Source organism: Kitasatospora sp. CB02891 (genome assembly GCF_002803145.1).
In the GTDB taxonomy this organism is placed as follows: Bacteria; Actinomycetota; Actinomycetes; order Streptomycetales; family Streptomycetaceae; genus Kitasatospora; species Kitasatospora griseola.
The window spans coordinates 128272-148743 of record NZ_NNBO01000015.1; the positions used below are offsets into that span (position 1 = coordinate 128272).

A 20472-nucleotide genomic window follows, 5' to 3' on the forward strand; every position below is an offset into this window, starting at 1 on the left:
CTGCCCGCTCCACAGGGGTCCCGCTACGCTGCCCGCATGACGATCGAGGCAGTGGTGTTCGACATCGGCGAGACCCTGACCAGTGACACCCGGTACTGGGCAGATTGGGCTCGGTGGCTGGACGTCCCGACGCACACCATGTCCGCACTGGTCGGCCACGTCCTGGCGCAGGGGCTCGACAACGCCGAGGCGATCCGCATCCTGCGGCCGGGCTGCGATGTCGGCGCAGAGTGGCGGGCCCGCCAGGCTGCTGGGCGGGGCGACCGCTTGGAGGAGAGCGACCTCTACCCGGACGTTCGACCGGCGCTGCAGCAACTGCGCGACGCCGGGGTGTGGGTGGGCATCGCGGGCAACCAGAACGCGGCCGTCACCAGCCTGCTGCGAGGGCTCGACCTGCCTGCCGACGCGATCGCCACCAGCGGCGAGTGGGGCATCTCCAAGCCCAGCGCGGCCTTTTTCGACCTGGTCGCGGAGTGGGCACCGGGCGAGCGGCAGCAGATCGTCTACGTCGGCGACCACCCGGCCAACGACGTCTCACCCGCACGGGCGGCCGGACTGCGCGCGGCGCACCTGCGCCGAGGCCCGATTGGCCTGACCACCACCGCGCCGGACGCCGACTGGACTGCCCACTCGCTGACCGACCTTGCCGACCTGATCGTTCGTCAACTCCCGTGAACCGTCCCAGCGGGACTGGGGCGGTTTCGCACCCGAGATCGTGACAGCGCGGGTACCGTGCCCAGCATGCCCGCCGCCACCGCCGCCCACCTCGGGTACCGCGTAGCCGCCGCCCGCTCTGCCGCAGGCCTGACCCGCCGAGAGGTCTACGAGGCGTCCGGCGTCTCCATCAGCATGATCCGCCAGGTCGAAGGCGGCACCCGCTCGCCGAGCGACACCGTGCTGGATGCTCTTGCCCGGGCCCTGCACACCACCCCTGAGCAGCTGGCCGACGGCCCGGGCCGAACCGACTCCCGCGTGCACCAGGCGATCCCCGCGCTGCAGGCCGCGATCGCCTCGTACGACCTGCCGGAGGACGGGCCGGTCCGGCCGCTGCACGAACTCGCCGCAGCAGTGGAGGAAATGACCGAGGCCCGAGTCAACTCCCAGTACAGCCACCTCGCCAAGCGCGTGACCCCGCTGCTGGAGGAACTGTTCCGCGCCGTCGACCAAGCTGCCGAAGCCGACCGGCAGCAGGCCGCCCACCTGCTCGCCCTGGCCATCCGCTCCGCCGACGCCGCGGCCTACAAGTACGGCTACCGCGACCTGTCCGCCCGCCTGATCGAGCTGATGCGCTGGGCCGCCGCCATCGCCGAGGACCCGGCCCTCGCCGCCGCCGCGGCCTACGTTCGCACCGAGGTCTACTTCGCCACCGGCCAGCTCGGTACGGGCCTGCGCGCCCTGCAGCAGGCCGCCGACCGGATGCCGCCGCCCACCACGGTGCCGCTGGCCGCTGCAGCAGCGGCCCTGCACATGCGGGCCGCCGTCGTGGCCGGCCGGGCGGTCGACACCAGCAGCGCGCGCCTGCACCTGGCCGAGGCCGAGCGCCTGGTGCGCGGCGTGCCAGAGCGGCTGTACGACGGGACCGCGGTCGGCCCGGCCTCGGTGCGCATCCATCAGCTCGCGGTGGCGGTTGAGCTGGGTGACCCGGTCGACCTGGACCGAGCGGTGGCGGAGGCCGGACGATGGGCGCCGCCTCGGGACCTGCCCGCAGAGCGCAGGAGCCACTACTACATCGACCTGGGCCGCGCGCAGATAGCGCTGGGCCGCCCGCAGCATGCCCGCGACTCGCTGCTGGTGGCTCGGCGAATCGCCCCGCAGCATGTGCGCGAGCACGGCCAGGTCCGGACCGAGCTGGCCGCCCTGGTCCGGCTCACCCGCGGCCGCGACGAGGAACTACTGGCGATGGCTCGGTGGGCGAAGGCGGTCTGACGAGTGACACAGGTTGTGTCACTTCGGGCCCATCCGGCCAGGGATCGTAGAGGGCGTGACAGCGACACCCTCTGAGCAGGGCATTAGCCCTGCGCGCCTCCACGGAGAGGCATGTCTCATCTGCGGCTCGACCGAGCCCCCGCTCCACCCCGCCGGCACCATCACCGTTCCCAGCGAACCTGGCGCGGTGCACGATTTCGAAACCGTGGTGTGCACCCGGCATCCGGAGGCCGGCCGTGGATGAGGACCTGGTCCAGTGCAACACAGCGGCCGCGGACGGGATGAGCGACCAGCCCAGGCAGGAGACGCTCGGCTACTGCGTCAGGTGCGGCACCTACGGTCGTGGCGAGTATGCCGGTGTCATCAACAGCCACTCCGACGCCATCCGCAACCACCGCGGGTGCAACGAGGCTCAGGCGGCCAGTCCCAATGCGGCTGGCCCCTCAACCGGCTAACCGTAGAACAGCCTCCAGGTTTGGACCTGAAGTGCTTGGGCAAGGGCTGACAGGTCGTCCACCGTGGGCGGCGTGACGGCCCGCTCCCACAGGCCAACTGTCTGTCGATCCCGGCCGATCGCCTCGGCCAGCCGCTCCTGGCTGAGCCCGCGCTGGTGCCGGAAGTGGCGGATCCGCTCGGCGACTTCGCGACGTTCGCGCAGCTGGTGGGCGTCAGGATGAGGCTGTGGCACCCCTTGACGCTCACGCGCCGATGGTCGAAAGTCTGTATACCAAACCCACCGCTAGGTCGAACTCCAGTTCGAGAAGATGGCTGACGGGCTGGCACCCCGACGCCGTCCGAGACACCCCGCTCCACCAGCGCGACGCAGCACCATCATCTGGGCTCTCAGACCCCTCGGGCCAGCAGGGAGCCAGCAGAAGACCCAGCCACCCTCACCTTCACCCAACGTGAAAGCCCCTCACCGACCGATTCTGGCTGGTGAGGGGCTTTCACGTTCCGGTGGGCCGCCAGGGGTTCGAACCCTGAACCTACGGATTAAAAGTCCGCAGCTCTGCCAATTGAGCTAGCGGCCCGTGGCAGGCGTGGGCCTGGTGGGACAGCGCCTGCCGGGGTGATCCTACCTGGTGCCCGGTGGGAGATGGCCAGTGGATGACCGGGCGGGTCGACGGGTCAGGTGGCGGGGAGGTGGGCGGCGCGGACTCGGCGGAGCCAGCTTTCGACGGGGCGTTCGTCGGGGGCGGGGGGCAGGACGCCGGGGCGGGCGAGGCGGGTCTCGGCGTCGGCGAGCAGGGCGGTGGCGTCCTCGGGCCGTTCGGCGAACTGTTCGCCGAGGGCGCGGATCCGGTCCGGGTCGGGGAGGCGGATCTCCAGGCGGCCGGTCTCGTGCAGGGTGACGCCCTGGCGGACCAGGCGGACCAGGTGCCGGGCGTGCTTGGCCGCCCGGACGGCGCCCGCCGGGTCGGTGCGGTCGCGGGAGGAGAGCTTGCGGAACTGCTGCCGGGCGTAGCCGAGGTACGCGCTGCGCACCGCCGGGCCGCTCAGGAAGGCCTCCCGCAAGCCGATCAGCTCCTCGCCGAGCGGCGTCCTCACCTCGTACAACTCCTCGGACAGCCACACGAGTTCGGTGGCGGTGGGGTTGCCGGAGAGGGCCAGTCGGCACCACTTGGCGGCCTCGTGCAGGGTGCGGTCCGGGGCGGTGGTGACGTGCGACTCGGCGGGCCGGTGCAGGCCGTGGAAGGCGACGGTGGGCGCGGCGAACAGACCGAGCCGGTCCAGGTCGGAGCCGGCGTGCGCCAGGCCGTACGCGGTGGAGCCGACGATGCCGGAGAGCAGGACGTGCATGGGGGTCACCTCGTCGGGAGCGGTTCCCCGCAGTCTCGCCCCGATCGGCCCGTACACGCGAGCGATTTCCTGCCCGGACGGCGGGGCCCGACACGGCCGCCGCCGACGGTGCTCGGTGCGGCCGTGCCACGCGCCGATACTGGGCCCATGTCGAACGGCGAGATCCCGGCGGCGAAGCTCCGGGCCTGGTGGGCGCACCGGCAGTGGCTGGACGGCGGCGTGCACCGGGGGGCGTCCCCGGCCGAGGTGCTGGCGGCGACCGGGTGGGCCCGTTCGGTGGGCGGCACGGCGCCGTACCTGGGGCTGTTCGCCAGGGCGGGACTGGGCCGGGCGGCGGTGGACGCGGCGCTCGCCGCGGTGGAGGTGCAGGAGCTGCCCGCGGCCCGCGGCTGCACGTACGTGCTGCCGGCAGAGGACTTCGCGCTGGGCCTGGCGGCGGGCGCGGGCGTCGCGGAGGCGGAGATCGCGACGGCGGTGCGGCACCTCGGGGTGACCCGGGACGAGGTCGAGCAGCTCTGCCTGACAGTGTCCGAACTGCTGTCCGACACCGAACCGTTGGGCCCGCAGCAGATCCGCGCGGCGGCCGGCCCGGCGGCCCGCCCGCTGGGCGAGGCGGGGCGCAGACGCGGGGTGTCGACCACGCTGCCGCTGGCGCTGGGGCTGCTGCAGGCACGCGGGCTGATCCGCCGGGTGCCGGTCGACGGGCGACTGGACCAGCAGCGGTACGGCTACCTGCGCTGGGACCAAGCAGTGCACGGCGAGGCCGCCGATCTGGCCCGGCGGTACTTCGCCTGGGCGGCGCCCGCCTCGGTGCGTCACTTCCGCTGGTTCTCCGGCTTCAACGCGGCCACCGCGAAGGCCGCCCTGGCCCCGCTGGAGCTGACTCGCCTGCCCGGCGGCGAGCTGCTGATGCCGGCCGAACTCCTCGACGAGTGGGCCGCGTTCACCGTGCCGGAGCAGCCCGCGTACGCCCTGGTGGCGGGCGTCGACGGCCTGCACCTGCTGCACCGCGACCTGGCCCGGCTGGTCGACGCGCGGGATGCCGGCCGCCTCGCCCCGGCGTCCCGGACGGGGCGGAGCTTCGGCAGCGAGTCCGACCCGTCGACCCACCTGGTGGTGGACCGCGGCCGGATCGTCGGCTTCTGGGAGTACGACCCCGAACAGCGGGAGCTGGTGCACCAGTTGTTCGTACCGATGGACGCCGCGCTGCGCGCCGGGATCGACGCCGTCGAGACCTTCGTCCGCGAGGAACTGGGGGACGCCCGGAGTTTCGGCCTGGACTCGCCGAAGAGCCGCGCCCCGAAGCTCGCCGCCCTGCGCACCGCCAACCGCTATGCCTCGCCCGGGAGTTCGAGCGGCAGGTAGTCGAAGCCGGTGGCGCCCGGCCGGGCCCGGCGCAGGCCGTCCAGCAGCACCGGGGGCGTCGCGGCGTACACCGTGGCGTAGTGGTGCCGGTCGAGCGCCGGGTCACCGGTCCAGGCGGGCTGCTCGGCGGCGGGGGTGGTGGCGAACCGCCCGTCCGCGCCGTTCCGGTTGCCCCGGCCGTCCAGCCGCACCCACCACGAACTCCCTGACAGAAACACGCCGTTGAGGCCGTGCAGCACCTCCAGCCGCTGGTAGCAGAGGCCGGCCGGGATGCCGTTGGCGCGCAGCAGCGCGGCCAGCAGGTGGGCCTTGCCGTGGCAGATCGCGTCACCGGCGGCCAGCACGTCCGACGCCCGGTAGGCCGCCGACCAGCGGCCGACGTCCGCCGAGTGGTCGATCCGGTCGCGGACGAAGTCGAACACCGCCTCTGCGGTCGCCACCGGATCGGCCCGCCGCAGCGCGGCGGCGCGCTCCACCACGGCGGGGTGCCGGTGGTCGAGCACCTCGTCGGCGGCCAGGTACGCGTCGAGGTCGGGATGATCGGCCCGGAGCGGGCCGTACGGGGAGACGGAAGGGTCCATGCCAGTGATGCTGCGCCGCCGACTCGCCGTCGGGCAAAGGCATTTCACCCCATGGACTACCGTCGGTCGCATCGGTTCCGGGAACGAAGGGACAGGCGGCATGGCGCAGGACGAGGTACTGGTGGTCACCGGCGGCGGGCGCGGCATCGGGGCGGCCACCGCCCTGCTGGCGGGCCGACGCGGCTACCGGGTGTGCGTGAACTACCGGGCCGACGCGGCCTCGGCCGACGGCGTGGTGGAGCGGATCCAGGCTGCGGGCGGCACCGCCGTCGCGGTGCGGGCGGACGTCAGCAGCACCCCCGAGGTGGAGCGGCTGTTCGACACCGCGGAGCGTGAACTCGGGCCGCTGACCGCGCTGGTGAACAACGCGGGCACGCTGGAGAAGCAGTGCCGGCTGGACGAACTCGACGAGGACCGGCTGAACCGGATCTGGACGGCCAACATCACCGGCCCGTTCCTGTGCGCGGCCGCGGCGGTGCGCCGGATGTCCACCCGGTACGGCGGCCGGGGCGGGGCGATCGTCAACGTCGGCTCGGCGGCGTCCCGGCTCGGCTCGCCGGGCGAGTACGTGGACTACGCGGCGTCCAAGGGCGCACTGGACTCGATGACCCGGGGCCTGTCGCTGGAGGTGGCGGCCGAGGGCATCCGGGTGAACGCCGTCCGCCCGGGGCTCATCCACACCGGCATCCACGCGCTCGGCGGCGAGCCCGGCCGGGTCGACCGGGTCGGCCCCAACCTGCCGATGGGGCGCGGCGGGCAGCCCGAGGAGGTCGCCGAGGCGATCCTGTACCTGCTCTCCCCCGCCGCCTCGTACGTCACCGGTTCCTTCCTGGACGTGGCCGGCGGACGCTGACCCACCGTCAGTCGCCGGACCCTGCGGCGGCCGCCCCGTCGCCCCCGTATGAACATCACGCGTTGCCGCGATACCGGTTCGGTCAACGCCCCGGCGCGTCGCCGCCCACCGCCCCTACGGTGGGCGGCATGACCGAGACCGAAATCGCCGCCGCGCCGTTCCTCGACATCCCCGACGTGCTCAACCTCCGCGACGCCGGAGCGGGGGTGTACCGCCCCGGGCTGCTCTACCGTTCGGCGAGCCTCAACCGGCTCACCGACGAAGGCGCCGCCCGCCTCGCGGAACTCGGCATCCGAACGGTCCTCGATCTGCGCAGCAGCCCCGAGCTCGACATCTGGCCGGACCGTCCGATCGGCGAGGGCGTCCAGTACCTGCACGTGCCGATGCTGCCCGACCCGGCCACCACCGACCGCGTCTGGCCCGAGGACCAGGCCGCGCTCTACCCGTTCATGGCCGAGACCGGCGGCGTCGCCGTCGCCGCCGCCGTGCACGCGCTGGCCACCGGCGCCCCGATCCTCGTCCACTGCGCCGTCGGCAAGGACCGCACCGGCCTGACCATCGCCGTCCTGCAGACCCTGGCCGGCCTCCCCGCAGCCGCCGTCACCGCGGACTTCCTGCGCTCCAACGTCGGCCTCGGCCTCGACAACGGCCCCGTGCCCTACCTCGACACCGCCGGCGCGGAACGCCTCTCCCGCCCGATCGAGGCCACCCACCTCGCCTCCGCCCTCGCCCGCATCGAGGAGCTCCACGGCACCCTCGACAACTACCTCCTCGACCACGGTGCCACGGCCTCCGACCTCGCCACCCTCCGCGCCCTGCGCCCGGAGTGACCTGAGCTCGGGCCCCGATCGCGAGGCGCTCCGCGACGGCGGCGGCGAGTCCGGTCCCGAGCAGGACGGCGGCCGGGCGCGGGCGAGAGGGGGTGGCGGACGGCGGTATCGGCGTCGCGGCCCCGCGGCCGTTCCGGCCCCCGGCGGCCCGGTACGTCAGCCGGGTTACCGTGGGCGGTGCGCCCGACGGCCACCAGCCGCCTCGCGCGTCAGGCACGTCCACCGGCTGTCCGAAGGAGTCCGTCCCATGGCCCGTTTCCCCGCCACCGCCGCTGTCGCCGCCGCCGGTCTGATCGGCGGTTACGCCACCGCCCGGTTCAGCGGTCGGCGCGAACTGGGCGGCGCCGTGCTGGCCGTCGCCGGGACGACGGCCGCCGTGCGCTGGCAGCGCCGCGCGGGGACGCCCGTCGCGGCCGGTCTGACCACCCTCTACCTGGCGGCGTTCGGCGGCTCGCACCCGCTGGCGAAGAAGATCGGCGCCTGGCCGGCCGTCCTCACCGTCACCGGTGTGGTCGCCGCCGCCTCGGCCCTGGCCACCGGCGAGTAACCGCAGGGCAGGACGGTCTCAGGCGGCGCCGAACCGCGCCTCGAAGGCCGCCCGGTTCGCGGAGGGGACGGTGCGGTCCCAGACCCCGAACACCACCCGGTCGAAGGCCGCGCCCCACTCGTCCAGGGCCTCGCCGAACGCGTCCGCGACCTCCGCCGGGTCGTTGCGGAAGACTCCGCACCCCCAGGCGCCGAGCACCAGTTCACGCACGCCGTGCCGGGCGGCGACGGCCAGCACCCGGCGGGCCCGTTCGGCCAGCACCGGCCCGAGGTCGAGCGCCTTGCCGGGCGAACGCAGCGCCAGCTGGCCCGCGTTGGGCGCTGGCGAGGTGAGGAAGCCGACCCGGTGCGGGCGGGACAGCAGGCCCCCGCGTTCGTCCCGGATCACCGGGACGTCCGGCGACCAGATCACCCGGTGGCTGTAGTGCAGGTCGGTGGAGGCACGGTGCGCCTCGTAGTAGTCGGGGGCCTCCAGCAGGCAGCGGTACAGCAGCGCGGTGCGGCAGACGTCCTCCTCCTGGGCCTTCGCCCCGCGCAGGTACCCGCCCCCGGGGTTGCGCGCTGACGCGAAGTTCAGCACCGCGACGCTCCGCCCGCCGTCCGCGACCAGGCGCTGGGCGGCCTTCATGCTGCCCTCGCCCGTCACCTCGGCGGGCCCGCGCAACGGCCCCGGGCCGGCGTCGAATTCGGCCTCCGGCGGGTAGGACACCGTCCCCGCGCGGGCCGCGGCCAGCTCCTCGGCGATCCGCACCGCCGTCCCGTCGGGGCTCCGGTACTCGCCCCGGTCGGCGATCTCCTCGTTCTGCGTGGCGAGTGCCCGCTGCCTGCTGCTCATGTCGCGCACGCTAGCCGCCGACATCCGCCGCCACCACCGCATTTACCGCCGGAACGCGGACGGGCCCGCCCCACCGGAGTGGAGCGGGCCCGTCAGTGCGTCAGTGTCAGTTCTTCCAACGCGGCTTGCGGTCGTCGCGGTTGAAGCCGCCACGGTCGTCGCGGTTGAAGCCACCCTGCGGACGGCCGCCACGGTCACGGTCACCGAACGAACGGCCACCGCGGTCATCGCGGTTGAAGCCACCCTGCGGACGGTCGCCGAACGAACGGCCGCCACGGTCGTCGCGGTTGAAGCCGCCACGCTCACGGTCGCCGAAGGAACGGCCGCCGCGGTCGTCGCGGTTGAAGCCGCCACGCTCACGGTCACCGAAGGAACGGCCGCCACGGTCATCGCGGTTGAAGCCACCGCGCTCACGGCCGCCGCGGTCGTCGCGGTTGAAGCCGCCACGGTCACGGTCACCGAAGGAACGGCCACCACGGTCGTCACGGTTGAAGCCACCGCGCTCACGGCCGCCGCGGTCGTCGCGGTCCCGGTTGTAGGCGGGACGCTCGGTGCGGGCCTCGCGGTAGGAGGGGGTGCGCTCCTCGGCCACCGGCTGGGCCTCGGCGGCCGGCTGCTCGGCGGTCTCGGCGCCGGCCTCGGCGGTCGCCTCGTCCGTCTCGACCTCGTCCTCGATGCCCAGCTCGGCGCGCTCGCGGGCGGCGCGGGACGCCAGGCGGTCGGCCTCCTCGCGCAGCTCGGTGGCGCGGCGCTGGGCGCGCTCCAGCTCACGGGTGAGCTCGGCGACCTCGCGCTCGGCGGCGCCGGCGATGCCGGACGCGCTCTCGGCCTGCACCTCGACCAGCGAGCGGGCGCCGGTGATCTTGGCGACCTCGGCGTCGAAGGCGTGGTCGAGGATGTGGCGCGAGGCGTCCACGCCCGCGTCCTCCATCAGGCGGAACACGCCGCGGCGCTGGTGCGGCAGCACCAGGGTGACGACGGTGCCGGAGCGGCCGGCCCGGGCGGTGCGGCCGGAGCGGTGCAGGTAGTCCTTGTGGTCGCCCGCCGGGTCGACGTTCAGCACCAGGTCGATGCCGTCGACGTGGATGCCACGGGCGGCGACGTCGGTGGCGACGACCACGTTGAGGTAGCCGTCCTTGAAGTCGCCGAGGACGCGGGTACGGGCGCCCTGGGTCATGCCGCCGTGCAGCGCGTCGGCCTTCACCCCGGCCTCCAGCAGCTGCTGGGCGACCCGGTCCGCGCCCATCTGGGTGCGGACGAAGATGATGGTGCGGCCCTTGCGGGCGGCGATCGCGTTGGTGATCGGCGCCTTGTCCTTGGGCTTCACGACCAGGATGTGGTGGGTCATGGTGGTCACCGCGCCGGCCGACGGGTCGACCTCGTGGGTGACCGGGTTCTTCAGGTAGCGCTTGACCAGGGTGTCGATCTCGTTCTCCAGGGTGGCGGAGAACAGCAGTCGCTGGCCGCCGGCCGGCACCAGGTCGAGGATCTCGGTGACCTCGGGCAGGAAGCCCATGTCGGCCATCTGGTCGGCCTCGTCGAGGACGGCGATCTCGACCTCGTCCATCTTCGCGGAGCCGCGGTTGATCAGGTCGCGCAGGCGGCCGGGGGTGGCGACCAGCACGTCCACGCCGCGCTCCAGCGCGTAGATCTGGTTCGACATCGAGGTGCCGCCGCAGACCACCTTCAGGCGCAGGCCGAGCACCGAGCCGAACGGCTCCAGGGCGTCGGCGACCTGCATGGCCAGCTCGCGGGTCGGGACCAGGATCAGGCCGCGCGGCTGCTTGGCCTTGGTGCGCTCGCCGCCCGCGAGGCGGGTCAGCAGCGGCAGGCCGAAGCTCAGGGTCTTGCCGGAGCCGGTGCGGCCGCGGCCGAGGACGTCCTTGCCGGCCAGCGCGTCCGGGATGGTCGCGGCCTGGATCGGGAACGGGGTGGTGACGCCGCGCTTGGCGAGCGCCCGGACGACGTCGTCGTGCAGACCGAGGTCACCGAAGGTGATGGTCGGCTCGGCGTCGGCGGCGTCGGCCGCGTCGGAGTCGGTGGCGCCGTCGGTGAGCTCGGCGAGCTCCGCGTCCAGCGTGTCGGTGTCGAGAGAATCGGTGTCGGCGGCGTCGGAGCCGTTCGCGGGCATGGCGAAGCGGGCGTCGTCAACGAGAGACATGCAAAACCTTCCGGAAGTGGCACGCGCCAAAGTCCGGGGGTCTGTTGGAAATACCGCCTCTATGCGGTCAGCCACGGATCGCCGGAACGCGCCAAGGGCGCTCAAAGGTGTGAGGAGCGCCAGCCAAATAGGATCAAACGAACGATCTACCACCATAGGGGAACCTACGGATCAGAGGCAAATCCCCTGGCCAGCGCCCCCGAATCAAGGCCCGGCGCCGCTTCCGGGCCGCGCTCCGGGCTCAGTGCGCGGACGGCCCCTCGCTGGGCTCCGCCGACGTCGCACTCGGCGTCGGCGAGGGCTTCGCCGAGCGGGAGGGCTCCGGGCTGCTGGGCTGCGGGGTCGGCGAGGACGCGCCGCCACCGGTCGGGGTCGGCACGGGAGTGCCCGGCGCAGCGGGCGTGCCGGTCGGCGCCGGAGTGCCGGCGTTCGTCCCGGGCACCGGCACCGGGGCGCCCTGCACCCCGACGACCGGCGGCGTCGGCCCGGGGGCGTGCCCACCGGGGGACGGAGCCGCGCCGGGTGACGCGCCGTCACCACCCGGCGCGCCGCCGTGCTCCCCGCGCCCTCCGCCCTGGTGCCCGCCGGCGCCGACCCCGGCCTTGAGCGTGGTCGCCGTTCCCGCACCGGTCGGCTTCACCCCGCTGGGCCCGGCCGGCGGCTGCGCACCCACCGACATGCACCCGCTCAGTCCGAGCACGGCGATCGCCGCCGTCGCCGCCCCCGTCGCCACCCTTCGCCGCGCCGCCCCAACCGCCATCACCGAGCCACCTCCCGCACGACCCGCCCGGGCCGCCAATCGTTCTCGGTGCCCAACGCGCGTCCGCCCCGCCGGGACACGGGCAACCGCCGACCATCAGCCGCGCGCCCCCAGCGGCGCACGCACCGGCGCGAACCATCTGGCGTCCCGTCAGCGGACCTCCGACAATGGGCGGGTGGAAATGACCAGGGACGAGTTCGAGGCGCTGGTGTCCGACGCGTTGGACCGCATCCCGCCGCAGCTGGCCGCGATGATGGACAACGTGGCGGTCTTCGTCGAGGACGAACCCGACCCCGCCACGCCCGACCTGCTCGGCCTGTACGAGGGCATCCCGCTCACCGAACGCGGCGAGTGGTACGCCGGAGTCCTGCCCGACCGGATCCTGATCTACCGGGGCCCGACCCTCCGGCACTGCGACTCCCGCGAGCAGGCCGTCGAGGAGGTCCGCATCACCGTCATCCACGAAGTCGCCCACCACTTCGGCTTCGACGACGACGAACTCCACGAGCTCGGCTGGTCCTGAAAGCCCCCGCCGCGCCCACCTCCGGAAACGGTTTTGGCGTTCCCGCCCGGCATCCCATATGCTTCTCGACGTCCCCGAACGCCGGATAACCGGCCGGAAGGGCCGCAAGCCCTCATCGTCTAGTGGCCCAGGACGCCGCCCTTTCAAGGCGGTAGCACGGGTTCGAATCCCGTTGGGGGTACGCAGTACCGTAGTAAGGTCCTGTGCGGAGCAATCCGCATGAGGTCCCGTGGAGCAGTTGGTTAGCTCGCCACCCTGTCAAGGTGGAGGTCGCGGGTTCAAGTCCCGTCGGGATCGCTCGTCTCGCAAGAGACGGTGTAGTACGGCCAGGTAGCTCAGTTGGTACGAGCGTCCGCCTGAAAAGCGGAAGGTCGCCGGTTCGACCCCGGCCCTGGCCACTGCAGGAAAGCCCCCGAGCGCATCGCGCTCGGGGGCTTCTTCGTGTGCGGCGGGACGCCCCGGTCCGGCAGCAGCGGCACGCAGGTGTGGCGCAGCTCATGGCAGCGGAGCGGGCGCCCGGGCCGGTCCCCGAATCGAGCGCGCCGTCGCCCGGCTCGGCGGCTTCCGCCGGCTCAGCCGCCGCTACGAGCGCAGGGCCGACCATTTCGCCGCCCTCGCCGACATCGCGGCAGCGCTCACCCACCCCGAAGGCTCTGCGGGTGACGGGACTCTCTCGTGCCTCAGGCGTCGGCCGCGGGGATCGGGAGCGAGCCGGCCAGGGCCTGGCGGGCGAACGCGACGACGTGGGCGCGGAGGTCGGGCTGGGTGCTGCCGAGGACGACGCGGGTCATCTGGGGGACCGCGGTGGGCCAGGCGGCGAGGCCGATCAGGCTCAGCAGGCAGGCCGCGACCTGGGGGGACGCCTCGGCGCCGAAGGTCTCGGCGAGTGCGGCGACCTTCTGCTCGTAGTGGGTGACGCGCTGGGCCTCGTTCGGGAGGGCGGCGTCGCGGTAGTGCAGGCCCTCCCAGAGGAAGAGCCGGACCAGGACGGGGTTGGCCCGGTGGAAGTCGTAGACCCGTCCCACGTACTCGGCCGGGTCGTCGCCGGCCTGCAGGGGGACGGCTTCGGTGAGTTCGTCCAGCGCCGCGGCGACGACCTGGTCGAAGAGCTTCTGCTTGCTGCCGAAGCAGCCGTAGATGCGCTCCTTGTTGACGCCGGCGAGCTCCGCGATCCGGTCCACGCGGCCGCCCGCGATGCCGTGTGCGGCGAACTCTTCCTTGGCGGCGACGAGCAGCCGTTGCTTGGTGGACGTCGGGTCCTGAGTCATGGGCTCAGCGTAGGGCGGGAGGGGGCGCCATGCCAACCAACCGGATGGTTGACGACCAACCAGTTGGTTGGGTACCGTCTCAGTTCGCCCCCGCACACCGAGGAGACCGCCATGGCCGACACCACCGCCACTGCCGCCACCGCCCACCCCGCCCCGTCGGTGCACATCCGGGCCCTGATCACCTGGCTCGCCGTCTACCCGGCGATCACCGTCGTCCAGCTGCTGCTCGGCCCCTCGCTGGGCGGCCTGCCGGTGCCGCTGCGGGTGCTGGCCATCACCGTCCTGGTGGTTCCGACCGTGGTCTACCTGCTCGTCCCGGGGCTGCTGAAGGCCCGGGTGGCGCTGCTGCGGCGGCGCCGGGGCTGATTCAGCGGCGCAGCGCCTTGCGGGTGTTGCGGACCCGCAGGTGGGCGCGTTGGACGGTGGCCAGGGTGTGCAGCCGGCCCGCCACGGTGAGGCGGTACTTGAGGCGCAGGAACGGCGGGAGCTCGGCCAACAGGTCGGGTCCGATGGCGCTGAGCAGCCGGGTGACGTGCCGGTGGTAGGCGTGCCGGTAGTCGCGGTCGCCGTCGGGGACGGTCCAGAAGAACATCGGGACCTCCTCGACCAGGGTGTTGCGGTCGTAGGCCCGCAGGTGTTCCCGGAACACGGGTTCGGGGCGGTCCAGCAGCCAGCCGCGGACGAGTTCGATGGAGCGGACCCGGTCGGCCAGGCCGCGCGGGTCGGTGCGGCGCTGGGTGATGGAGCGGTCGCCGTCCTCGCGGATCCGCCAGTGGTAGACCGGTTCGGACAGCACGTCGACGCTCTTCGCCAGGAAGTGGTGCGGGATGCTCACGGGGGCGTCCTCGTACAGCATGCCCTCGGGGTACTCCAGGCCGGCCGAGGCGTAGAAGGAGCGCCGGTAGACCTTGTTCCAGGCGGTGCGGTCGGTGACCAGCGCGGGCAGTTCGCCGATGTGGGTGCGCAGCCGGGTCTCGGCGAACGGGCGGCGGTGCACGTGCGAGGGTTCGAGCCCGGTGCTGCGCAGCCGCAGTGCGTTGCCGGCGGCGAAGTCGGAGCCGGTCTCGTCCAGGGTGCTGATCATCAGTCGGTAGGCGTGCGCGGGCAGCGTGTCGTCGCTGTCGACGAACGCCACGTACTCGGTGCCGTCGGCGAGATGGCGCACGCCGGTGTTGCGGGCCGCGCCGAGGCCCCGGTTGGGTTGGCGAACCAGTCGGAAGCGCGGGTCGCGGGCGGTGTACTGCTCGGCGACGGCGGCGCTGGAGTCGGTGGAGCCGTCGTCCACCAGGACGCATTCGAAGTCGGTGAAGCTCTGGGCGGCGATCGAGTCCAGGCATTCGGCGAGGTACCGCTCGACGTTGTACACCGGGACGACGACGGAGAGTCGTGGGGCCATCGGCTGCGCGGCCTTTCGGGCGGGGCGCGCCCGAGTGGTGCTGGCGGACGGGCGCCGGGCGAGGTCGCGGAGACCGTATCGGCGCGGAACAGCCGTGCTGGAAACGGGAAGTGACGCACAGGAGGCGGAACGGGAACGTCCGGTTCGTGGGCCGTGCGCACGGAGGCGCACGGCAGCCCGCCGAACGGGCACCGCTGCCCACCCCCGTGGGGCAACGGCGCCCGAGCATCAGGGTGCCGATCCTGCCGACCGGGACCACGCTGTGTCAACTATCGTGGATTCCTGAGTGACGATCGAACGCCCGGAACCGCGTGTCCGCACGATTTGGGCACCGAACCCCCAACGATCGTGCAGAACAGGGCAGTCGAGGGGATACGCCCGGGGGTACGAACCCTCTATGATCCGGCACATGCCCACGGACTCCTCCCGCGCCGAAGCACCGGACTTCGCCAGTCGCTTCCGGCGCCTGATAGCGGTGATCTACCCCAAGGACCTCGGCCGGCCCTGGCGGGACTCCGAGATCGCCGAAGGCACCGGGCTGAGCGGCACGTACATCGGCAACCTGCGCAAGGGCACCCAGAAGCCGAGCCTGGAGAACGCCGTCCGGATCGCCAAGTTCTTCGGCGTCCCGCTGGACTACTTCTCCGACTCGGAGACCGCCGGCGCGGTCGAACGCGACCTGCGCAGGATCGAGGCGCTGCGCGATGCCCGGGTGGAGCGGATCGCCATGCGGGCGGCCGGCCTGCCGCCGGAGATGCAGGACGCCGCACTCACTATTGTGGAGCAGTTGCGGCGGGCCGTCGGCCTGCCCACCGGCCAGTCGGACGAGGCCGGGCCGGTGACGTGACGGAGCGTCAGCAGGTGCCGCTGGGACACTGGCGGCTCCCGAAGGGGGTCGAAGTGCGAGGTGTGGGGAGCGGGCTCGGGCGGACCCGCCGCCGGATGCGGGCGGTCGCGCGCGACCTGCGCCTGCCGCCGCTGAGCACCGTCGAGGAGCTGTGCGGCGCGGTCTCCGCGCACCTGGACCGGCCGATCCGGATCGCCCCGCGCCGGATGCGGGTCGGCGAGCCGTCCGGCTTCGTGGAGCGGCTGCCCGCCGAGGACGTGATCCACGTCGAGCAGGAGACCTCCGGGCTGCACCGCTCGCACATCGTCTGCCACGAGCTGGCGCACCTGCTGTGCGGGCACCTGAGCGTGCCGCCGCTGCCGGACGAGGACCCGGACCTGGTCGAACTGACCACCATCGACCCGGAGATGCTCCGCCTGGTGCTCGGCCGCTCGCACTACGACGACGCCGCCGAGGAGGAGGCGGAGGTGCTGGGCGCCGAGCTGATGCGCCTGCTGGTGCTCGCCCCGGGCGCCGGCACCACCTCGCAGCTCGCCCCCGCGCTGGAGCACCGCAAGGGACAGCATGTCTGAACTGCCCTACAATCTGGTCTACTTGGGCATTGGCGGGATCGCCTGGACGGTGGCCGGGCTGAAGCTGCGGGCCTGGCGGCGCGAGCCGTCCTTCGGCCTGCTGGTGGTGGCCCTGGCGGTCGCCTCGCCGTCCACCTCCTTCCTGCTGGCCTCCCCGCTGCTGTACCGGGCGATCGGGCGCCTCACCGGCGTCGGCAACCTGGCCACCCTCCTGGTCTACCTGGGCATCGTCGGCTTCTCCGCCGCCACCGTGGTCCTCGCGCTGGTCTGGGCGCCGCCGGAGGAACGGGCGGGCGACCAGGTGTGGGCGCCGCTCGACGACCGGCTGCGGCAGCGGGTGCGCCGCCGCACCGCCGTGTTCGCCGCGATGGTGCCGGTGCTGGTGGCGCTGTTCCTGATCGGCGGCCCGTACCGGCCCGAGACGCCGCTCACCTTCGACACCACGTTCGCCCCGCACACCGCCACCGCCCTGTTCCTGGCGCTCTACCAGGGCCTGTACGCCTATTCGCTGATCGACATCGGCCGGGTCTGTCTCGGCCACGCCGCCCGGCTGCCCGCGGGCTGGCTGCGCCGCGGCATCCGGTTCATCGCCGCCGGCGCGCTCACCGCCTGCGGCTACGTGGTGTGCAAGATCGCCGCGATCGCCCTCGCGTACGCCGGCATCGACGGAGCCGAGTGGCTGAGCACCGCGCTCGGCCCGCTCTTCGCCACCCTCGGCGCGATCGGCATCACCCTCGGCTTCGCCGGCCCGGCCGGCGCCGCCTGGACCAGCCGCCGCCGCGACTTCCGTGCACTGCGCCCGCTGTGGGACCTGGTCTACCGGGCCGACCGCCGGCTCGCCCTGGAGGGCCCGCCGTCGCCCGCCTGGCGCGAACGCGTCGCGCTGCGCGACCTGGAGTGGCGCACCACCCGGCGCGGCCTGGAGATCCGCGACGGCCAGCTGACGCTCCGCCCGTGGATCGACCCGGCGGCGGTCCGCGGCGCCGAGCGGTTCGCCGATCGGTCGGCGCTCGACCCCGACGAGCGGGACGCGCTGGTGGTCGCCGCCGCGCTGCGCTCCGCGGTCGGCGCGCTGGCCGCCCGGGAGGTGCCGCGCCCGCGCGAGGAACAGCCGGTGCTGCCCGGCCTGGACGCCGACCCGGCCGAGGAGCGCGCCCACCTGGTGCTGGTCTCCTCGTTCCTCCAGTCCCCGCTGCTGGAGCGGGCGTTGGCCGAGCAGTCGTGACGGCCGCACCGCCCCGGGACGCGTTCGCCGCCCTGGTGCTGCACCGGGCCCCGCAGCGCGCCCGGGTCGGGCTGACGCTCGGCTTCGTCCGCACCTTCGCCGTCCCGGAGATCGCCGAAGTGCTGGCCGGCACCGGCCGGTTGACCTCCGCGCCGAAGGCCCGGGCGAAGGCCACCGGCGCGATGATGTTCGCGCTGATCGGCCACGGGGTGGACAGCGAACCCGGCCGGGCGATCGTCGCCGAGCTGGCCGCGATGCACCGACTGCCGGGCGTGGACGCCGAGTTGATGCGCTACGTGCTGGCCTGCTTCACGGTCTGCCCGGTCGGGTTCACCGCCCGCAACGGCGGCGTGACGCCCGCCGAGCGGGAGGCCGCGTACGCCTTCCAGGCCGAACTGGCGGCCGCCCTGGGGCTGCCCGCCCTGCCCGGCCCCGACCTGGCCGGGATCGCCGCCTGGATGCGCGAGTTCGAGACCGCCCGCTTCGCCCCGAGCCCGGCCGGCCAGGCGCTCTGGCAGGCCGTCTCCGGCCTGTTCGCCGCCCGCCTCCCCGGCCCCCTGGCGCGCCACGCCCCGGCCTTCGCCACCGCCCTCCTGGACGCCCCCCTGCGGGCCGCCTTCGACGTCCCCCGCCCCGCCTGGCCCCTCCGGGCGGCGGCCGCCGCCGTCTTCAGGCTGTCCCGCTGACCGGGCCCTGCCCTCAGCCCCTGGCGCCGTGCACCCGGCGGTGGCTCCAGATCAGCAGGCCGAGCAGGATCAGGCCGGACAGGATCAGGCTCAGGCCGGTCGGCCAGCCCGCGAGCGGCAGGCTGGGAACCAGGATCGCGACGACGCCCGCGCCGATCAGTCCGAGGCCGGCCAGGACGGAGCCGGCGATCCGCCAGCGGGAGGCGACGCTCGCCTCGACGCCCTCCATGGCCTTGAGCCGGACCGGCTCGACGTAGCGGGAGAACGCCGGGACGGCCCGGGCCAGCAGCACCAGCCCGGCCAGCAGGAGCAGCATGCCGGGCCCGGGCAGCACCAGCAGCACCAGGCCGACGGTGACCAGGACGACTCCGGCGGCCCCGAGCGCCACCCTGGCCACCGGGTGGACGTTGCTCGGGTCCGCTTCGTATGCCGGCCGCTGCTGTGCGTTCATCACTCAACCGTAACCGGATGGCCGAGGAACCGGCCGGGCGGTGCTCAGGGCCTGGTCAGCGCCTCGATGCTGTGTCCGTCGGGGTCCTTCACGTACACGCCGCGGCCGCCGTTCCAGTGGTTGATCCGGCCCGGCTCCCGGGAGAGCGGGTCGGCCCAGTAGGTCAGCCCCCGGGCCTCGATCCGGCCGAAGATCGCGTCGAACTCGTCCTCGGAGACCAGGAAGGCGTAGTGCTGCGGGGTGATCGGGCCGTTCGCGGTCATCACGTCGAGCGTGACGCGGTTGCCCAACTGGACGGCGAGGAACGGCTCGTGGACTTCGGCCTCGGGCAGGCCGAGCAGGCCGGTCAGGAAGTCGGCGGTGGCCCGGCGGTCCCGGGCGGCGACGATGGTGTGGTTGAGCTCGACGGGCATGGGGCACGGCCTCTCGTTCCGGAGCGGGGTGGTCTCACGCACCTCGACCGTAAAACCTCAACCGCGCTTCAAGTCAAGAGCCGCCGACCTGCGGCGCTCCCCGGCGCAGCGGGCCCGGGGAGCGCCGGGGGGGCTCACATCCCGTTCTTGCGGATCGCGGTGTAGCCGGACAGCTTCGACATCGCCACCTCGTGCGAGATGCAGCCGTTGCTGCCGGAGTCCTCCAGGATGATCGCCTTGGTGTGCGCGGCGTCCGCCCAGCCGCCGAACAGCACCACGTGCTGGTTCTTGTCCCCGCTCTCGTGGTGGATCACCAGCGCGTCGCCGGGCATCAGGTCGCTCTTGTCGATGTGGTGCGCGATGCCCGCGCTCTCGCTGATCAGCGGACCGGTCGAGGTGCCGCCGCCCGCGGTGGACAGGCCCCAGGCCGCCGAGACGAAGCCGGAGCAGTCGACCCGGTAGCCGTTGGTGACGGCGCCCTGGCTGTAGCCGAGCTTGCGCTCGACCCGCTCCATCGCCCGCTCGACCATCGCCTTGCGCTCGTCGGAGACCCCGTCCAGGTGCGGCTGGTCCACCACGCCGCCGCCCTGGCCGTTGCGCGGGTGCCACTTGTGGGTGGGCGACCAGTCGTCCCAGCCCTTGCCGTTGATCATCGTGGTCTTCCAGTCGCCGCTGGACCGGTCCTTGATCTTCGGGCCGTCGTGCAGGCCGCCCGGGCGGGTGGAGATCCCGGAGCCGTCGCTGCCGCTGGTGTCGCCGCCGCCGCTGTTCGGCGACTTGGGCTGCGGCGCGTGGCCGCCACCGCCCGTACCGCCGCCACCGCCGCCGTGGCCGCCGGTGCTGTCGCCGCCAGTGCTCGGCGACTTCGGCTGCTCGTGGCCTCCGCCACCACCGCCGGTGCTGCCTCCGCCGCCGTTGCCGACGCCGGCGATGCCGGTGCTCGGCGACTTGGGCTGCGGCTTGCCCTCGCCGCCCGGCTTGCCGACGATGTCGGCGACGCCCTGCTCGACGGCGTGGTACCGCTCGATCATCTTCTTGATCTTCGCGGCGTCCTGGCCGAGCTCCTGGGTGAGCTTCTCCTTGGTCTTCAGCAGCGCGTCGGCCTTGTGGCTGATGTCGTCGACGTCCCGCTTCACCTCGGCGAGCACCGCGCCGGCCCCGACGACGCCCAGGATGGCGCCGGAGAACACGTCGGTGGCCGCCGCCTTGGCCACCGTCGCCTTGATGTGCCCGACCTGCTTGGTCATGGCCGCCATGCGCTGGTTCAACTGCTCGAAGTCCCGCATGATCTTCAGCAGTTCTTCCGGCCGGAATCCGAACTGAGTCCCCGTCATCGCACTCGTCCCCCCTCGTCGTGCCACGGCCCCCCTGGCCGGTCGTTCCAAGATTATTTCAAGCCGGTCACGGGAAAGGGGCCGGGCCCGGCCGGGGGCG

General features: G+C 73.4%; 22 protein-coding genes and 4 tRNA genes. 15 read left to right on the plus strand and 11 right to left on the minus strand.

The features are described from left to right. Nucleotides 1–36: 36 nt before the first annotated feature. Nucleotides 37–675, plus strand: coding sequence for an HAD family hydrolase (locus tag CG736_RS28475; protein WP_100589024.1), 639 nt, complete (start codon nucleotides 37–39; stop codon nucleotides 673–675). Between the two features lie 66 nt (nucleotides 676–741). Beyond that, the gene (locus CG736_RS28480; protein WP_100589025.1) at nucleotides 742–1926 is read left to right on the plus strand and encodes a helix-turn-helix domain-containing protein; all 1185 of its coding nucleotides are present in this window, start codon (nucleotides 742–744) and stop codon (nucleotides 1924–1926) included. A gap of 451 nt (nucleotides 1927–2377) precedes the next feature. Here the strand turns inward: CG736_RS28480 and CG736_RS39040 are convergent, their stop codons facing one another. The 3 genes from CG736_RS39040 to CG736_RS28500 form a co-directional block, all read right to left on the minus strand. Beyond that, nucleotides 2378–2614: a helix-turn-helix transcriptional regulator gene (locus tag CG736_RS39040; protein ID WP_198520638.1), complete on the minus strand. Its 237-nt coding sequence runs from the start codon at nucleotides 2612–2614 to the stop codon at nucleotides 2378–2380. A gap of 270 nt (nucleotides 2615–2884) precedes the next feature. Beyond that, a tRNA-Lys gene (locus CG736_RS28495) sits at nucleotides 2885–2957 on the minus strand. A gap of 97 nt (nucleotides 2958–3054) precedes the next feature. Then, the gene (locus tag CG736_RS28500; RefSeq protein ID WP_100589027.1) at nucleotides 3055–3726 is read right to left on the minus strand and encodes a DNA polymerase beta superfamily protein; all 672 of its coding nucleotides are present in this window, start codon (nucleotides 3724–3726) and stop codon (nucleotides 3055–3057) included. A gap of 147 nt (nucleotides 3727–3873) precedes the next feature. Between CG736_RS28500 and CG736_RS28505 the strand changes: the two genes are divergently transcribed. Then, nucleotides 3874–5091 carry a DNA glycosylase AlkZ-like family protein gene (locus tag CG736_RS28505; protein ID WP_100589028.1) on the plus strand — a complete coding sequence of 406 codons (1218 nt, stop codon included), beginning with the start codon at nucleotides 3874–3876 and terminating at the stop codon, nucleotides 5089–5091. On the opposite strand, the gene CG736_RS28510 is transcribed toward CG736_RS28505, so the two are convergent. Beyond that, on the minus strand, nucleotides 5058–5672 hold the full coding sequence (locus tag CG736_RS28510; RefSeq protein WP_100589029.1) for a transglutaminase domain-containing protein: 615 nt from the start codon (nucleotides 5670–5672) through the stop codon (nucleotides 5058–5060). The two genes, CG736_RS28505 and CG736_RS28510, sit on opposite strands and share 34 nt — an antisense overlap. Before the next feature lie 100 nt (nucleotides 5673–5772). Here CG736_RS28510 and CG736_RS28515 point away from each other — a divergent pair, with 100 nt between their 5' ends. From CG736_RS28515 to CG736_RS28525, 3 genes are all read left to right on the plus strand, one after another. Beyond that, the gene (locus CG736_RS28515; RefSeq protein WP_100589030.1) at nucleotides 5773–6525 is read left to right on the plus strand and encodes an SDR family oxidoreductase; all 753 of its coding nucleotides are present in this window, start codon (nucleotides 5773–5775) and stop codon (nucleotides 6523–6525) included. A gap of 128 nt (nucleotides 6526–6653) precedes the next feature. After that, nucleotides 6654–7355: a tyrosine-protein phosphatase gene (locus CG736_RS28520; protein WP_100589031.1), complete on the plus strand. Its 702-nt coding sequence runs from the start codon at nucleotides 6654–6656 to the stop codon at nucleotides 7353–7355. 247 nt (nucleotides 7356–7602) lie between these two features. Next, nucleotides 7603–7902 carry a hypothetical protein gene (locus tag CG736_RS28525; protein WP_100589032.1) on the plus strand — a complete coding sequence of 100 codons (300 nt, stop codon included), beginning with the start codon at nucleotides 7603–7605 and terminating at the stop codon, nucleotides 7900–7902. A gap of 18 nt (nucleotides 7903–7920) precedes the next feature. Here the strand turns inward: CG736_RS28525 and CG736_RS28530 are convergent, their stop codons facing one another. After that, nucleotides 7921–8736 carry a TIGR02452 family protein gene (locus tag CG736_RS28530; protein ID WP_100589096.1) on the minus strand — a complete coding sequence of 272 codons (816 nt, stop codon included), beginning with the start codon at nucleotides 8734–8736 and terminating at the stop codon, nucleotides 7921–7923. Nucleotides 8737–8842: 106 nt separating this feature from the next. Beyond that, on the minus strand, nucleotides 8843–10897 hold the full coding sequence (locus CG736_RS28535) for a DEAD/DEAH box helicase (protein ID WP_232734242.1): 2055 nt from the start codon (nucleotides 10895–10897) through the stop codon (nucleotides 8843–8845). A 941-nt stretch (nucleotides 10898–11838) separates the two neighbouring features. On the opposite strand from CG736_RS28535, the gene CG736_RS28540 reads away from it, so the two are divergent. From CG736_RS28540 to CG736_RS28555, 4 genes are all read left to right on the plus strand, one after another. Further along, entirely contained in the window at nucleotides 11839–12180 is a 342-nt protein-coding gene (locus tag CG736_RS28540) for a metallopeptidase family protein (RefSeq protein ID WP_100589033.1), read from the plus strand. 108 nt (nucleotides 12181–12288) lie between these two features. Beyond that, a tRNA-Glu gene (locus tag CG736_RS28545) sits at nucleotides 12289–12361 on the plus strand. A 42-nt stretch (nucleotides 12362–12403) separates the two neighbouring features. After that, nucleotides 12404–12477: transfer RNA gene (locus CG736_RS28550), tRNA-Asp, on the plus strand. A 27-nt stretch (nucleotides 12478–12504) separates the two neighbouring features. Then, nucleotides 12505–12578: transfer RNA gene (locus CG736_RS28555), tRNA-Phe, on the plus strand. A 282-nt stretch (nucleotides 12579–12860) separates the two neighbouring features. Here CG736_RS28555 and CG736_RS28560 read toward each other — a convergent pair. After that, the gene (locus CG736_RS28560; RefSeq protein WP_100589034.1) at nucleotides 12861–13448 is read right to left on the minus strand and encodes a TetR/AcrR family transcriptional regulator; all 588 of its coding nucleotides are present in this window, start codon (nucleotides 13446–13448) and stop codon (nucleotides 12861–12863) included. A gap of 111 nt (nucleotides 13449–13559) precedes the next feature. On the opposite strand from CG736_RS28560, the gene CG736_RS28565 reads away from it, so the two are divergent. Next, entirely contained in the window at nucleotides 13560–13814 is a 255-nt protein-coding gene (locus CG736_RS28565) for a hypothetical protein (protein WP_043915482.1), read from the plus strand. A 1-nt stretch (nucleotide 13815) separates the two neighbouring features. Here CG736_RS28565 and CG736_RS28570 read toward each other — a convergent pair whose 3' ends face one another. Beyond that, nucleotides 13816–14844 carry a glycosyltransferase family 2 protein gene (locus CG736_RS28570; protein ID WP_100589035.1) on the minus strand — a complete coding sequence of 343 codons (1029 nt, stop codon included), beginning with the start codon at nucleotides 14842–14844 and terminating at the stop codon, nucleotides 13816–13818. A 409-nt stretch (nucleotides 14845–15253) separates the two neighbouring features. Here CG736_RS28570 and CG736_RS28575 point away from each other — a divergent pair, with 409 nt between their 5' ends. The 4 genes from CG736_RS28575 to CG736_RS28585 are packed head-to-tail and all read left to right on the plus strand — an operon-like array spanning nucleotide 15254 to nucleotide 18174. Beyond that, the gene (locus CG736_RS28575; protein WP_157815775.1) at nucleotides 15254–15691 is read left to right on the plus strand and encodes a helix-turn-helix domain-containing protein; all 438 of its coding nucleotides are present in this window, start codon (nucleotides 15254–15256) and stop codon (nucleotides 15689–15691) included. A gap of 53 nt (nucleotides 15692–15744) precedes the next feature. Then, nucleotides 15745–16263, plus strand: coding sequence for a hypothetical protein (locus CG736_RS28580; RefSeq protein ID WP_157815776.1), 519 nt, complete (start codon nucleotides 15745–15747; stop codon nucleotides 16261–16263). Beyond that, the gene (locus CG736_RS36610; RefSeq protein ID WP_157815777.1) at nucleotides 16256–17488 is read left to right on the plus strand and encodes an MAB_1171c family putative transporter; all 1233 of its coding nucleotides are present in this window, start codon (nucleotides 16256–16258) and stop codon (nucleotides 17486–17488) included. Before CG736_RS28580 ends, CG736_RS36610 begins: the two co-directional genes overlap by 8 nt. Next, nucleotides 17485–18174, plus strand: a complete 690-nt coding sequence (locus CG736_RS28585) for an oxygenase MpaB family protein (RefSeq protein ID WP_157815778.1) — start codon at nucleotides 17485–17487, stop codon at nucleotides 18172–18174. The genes CG736_RS36610 and CG736_RS28585 overlap by 4 nt, the downstream gene beginning before the upstream one ends. Before the next feature lie 13 nt (nucleotides 18175–18187). Here the strand turns inward: CG736_RS28585 and CG736_RS28590 are convergent, their stop codons facing one another. The 3 genes from CG736_RS28590 to CG736_RS36615 form a co-directional block, all read right to left on the minus strand. Next, a complete protein-coding gene (locus tag CG736_RS28590; RefSeq protein ID WP_100589038.1) occupies nucleotides 18188–18625 on the minus strand; it encodes a PGPGW domain-containing protein in 438 nt (145 codons plus the stop codon). A gap of 44 nt (nucleotides 18626–18669) precedes the next feature. Further along, nucleotides 18670–19038, minus strand: coding sequence for a VOC family protein (locus CG736_RS28595; RefSeq protein ID WP_100589039.1), 369 nt, complete (start codon nucleotides 19036–19038; stop codon nucleotides 18670–18672). Nucleotides 19039–19172: 134 nt separating this feature from the next. Further along, nucleotides 19173–20372 (minus strand): hypothetical protein, encoded by a 1200-nt coding sequence (locus CG736_RS36615; RefSeq protein ID WP_157815779.1) that lies wholly within the window; start codon nucleotides 20370–20372, stop codon nucleotides 19173–19175. Nucleotides 20373–20472: the final 100 nt, after the last annotated feature.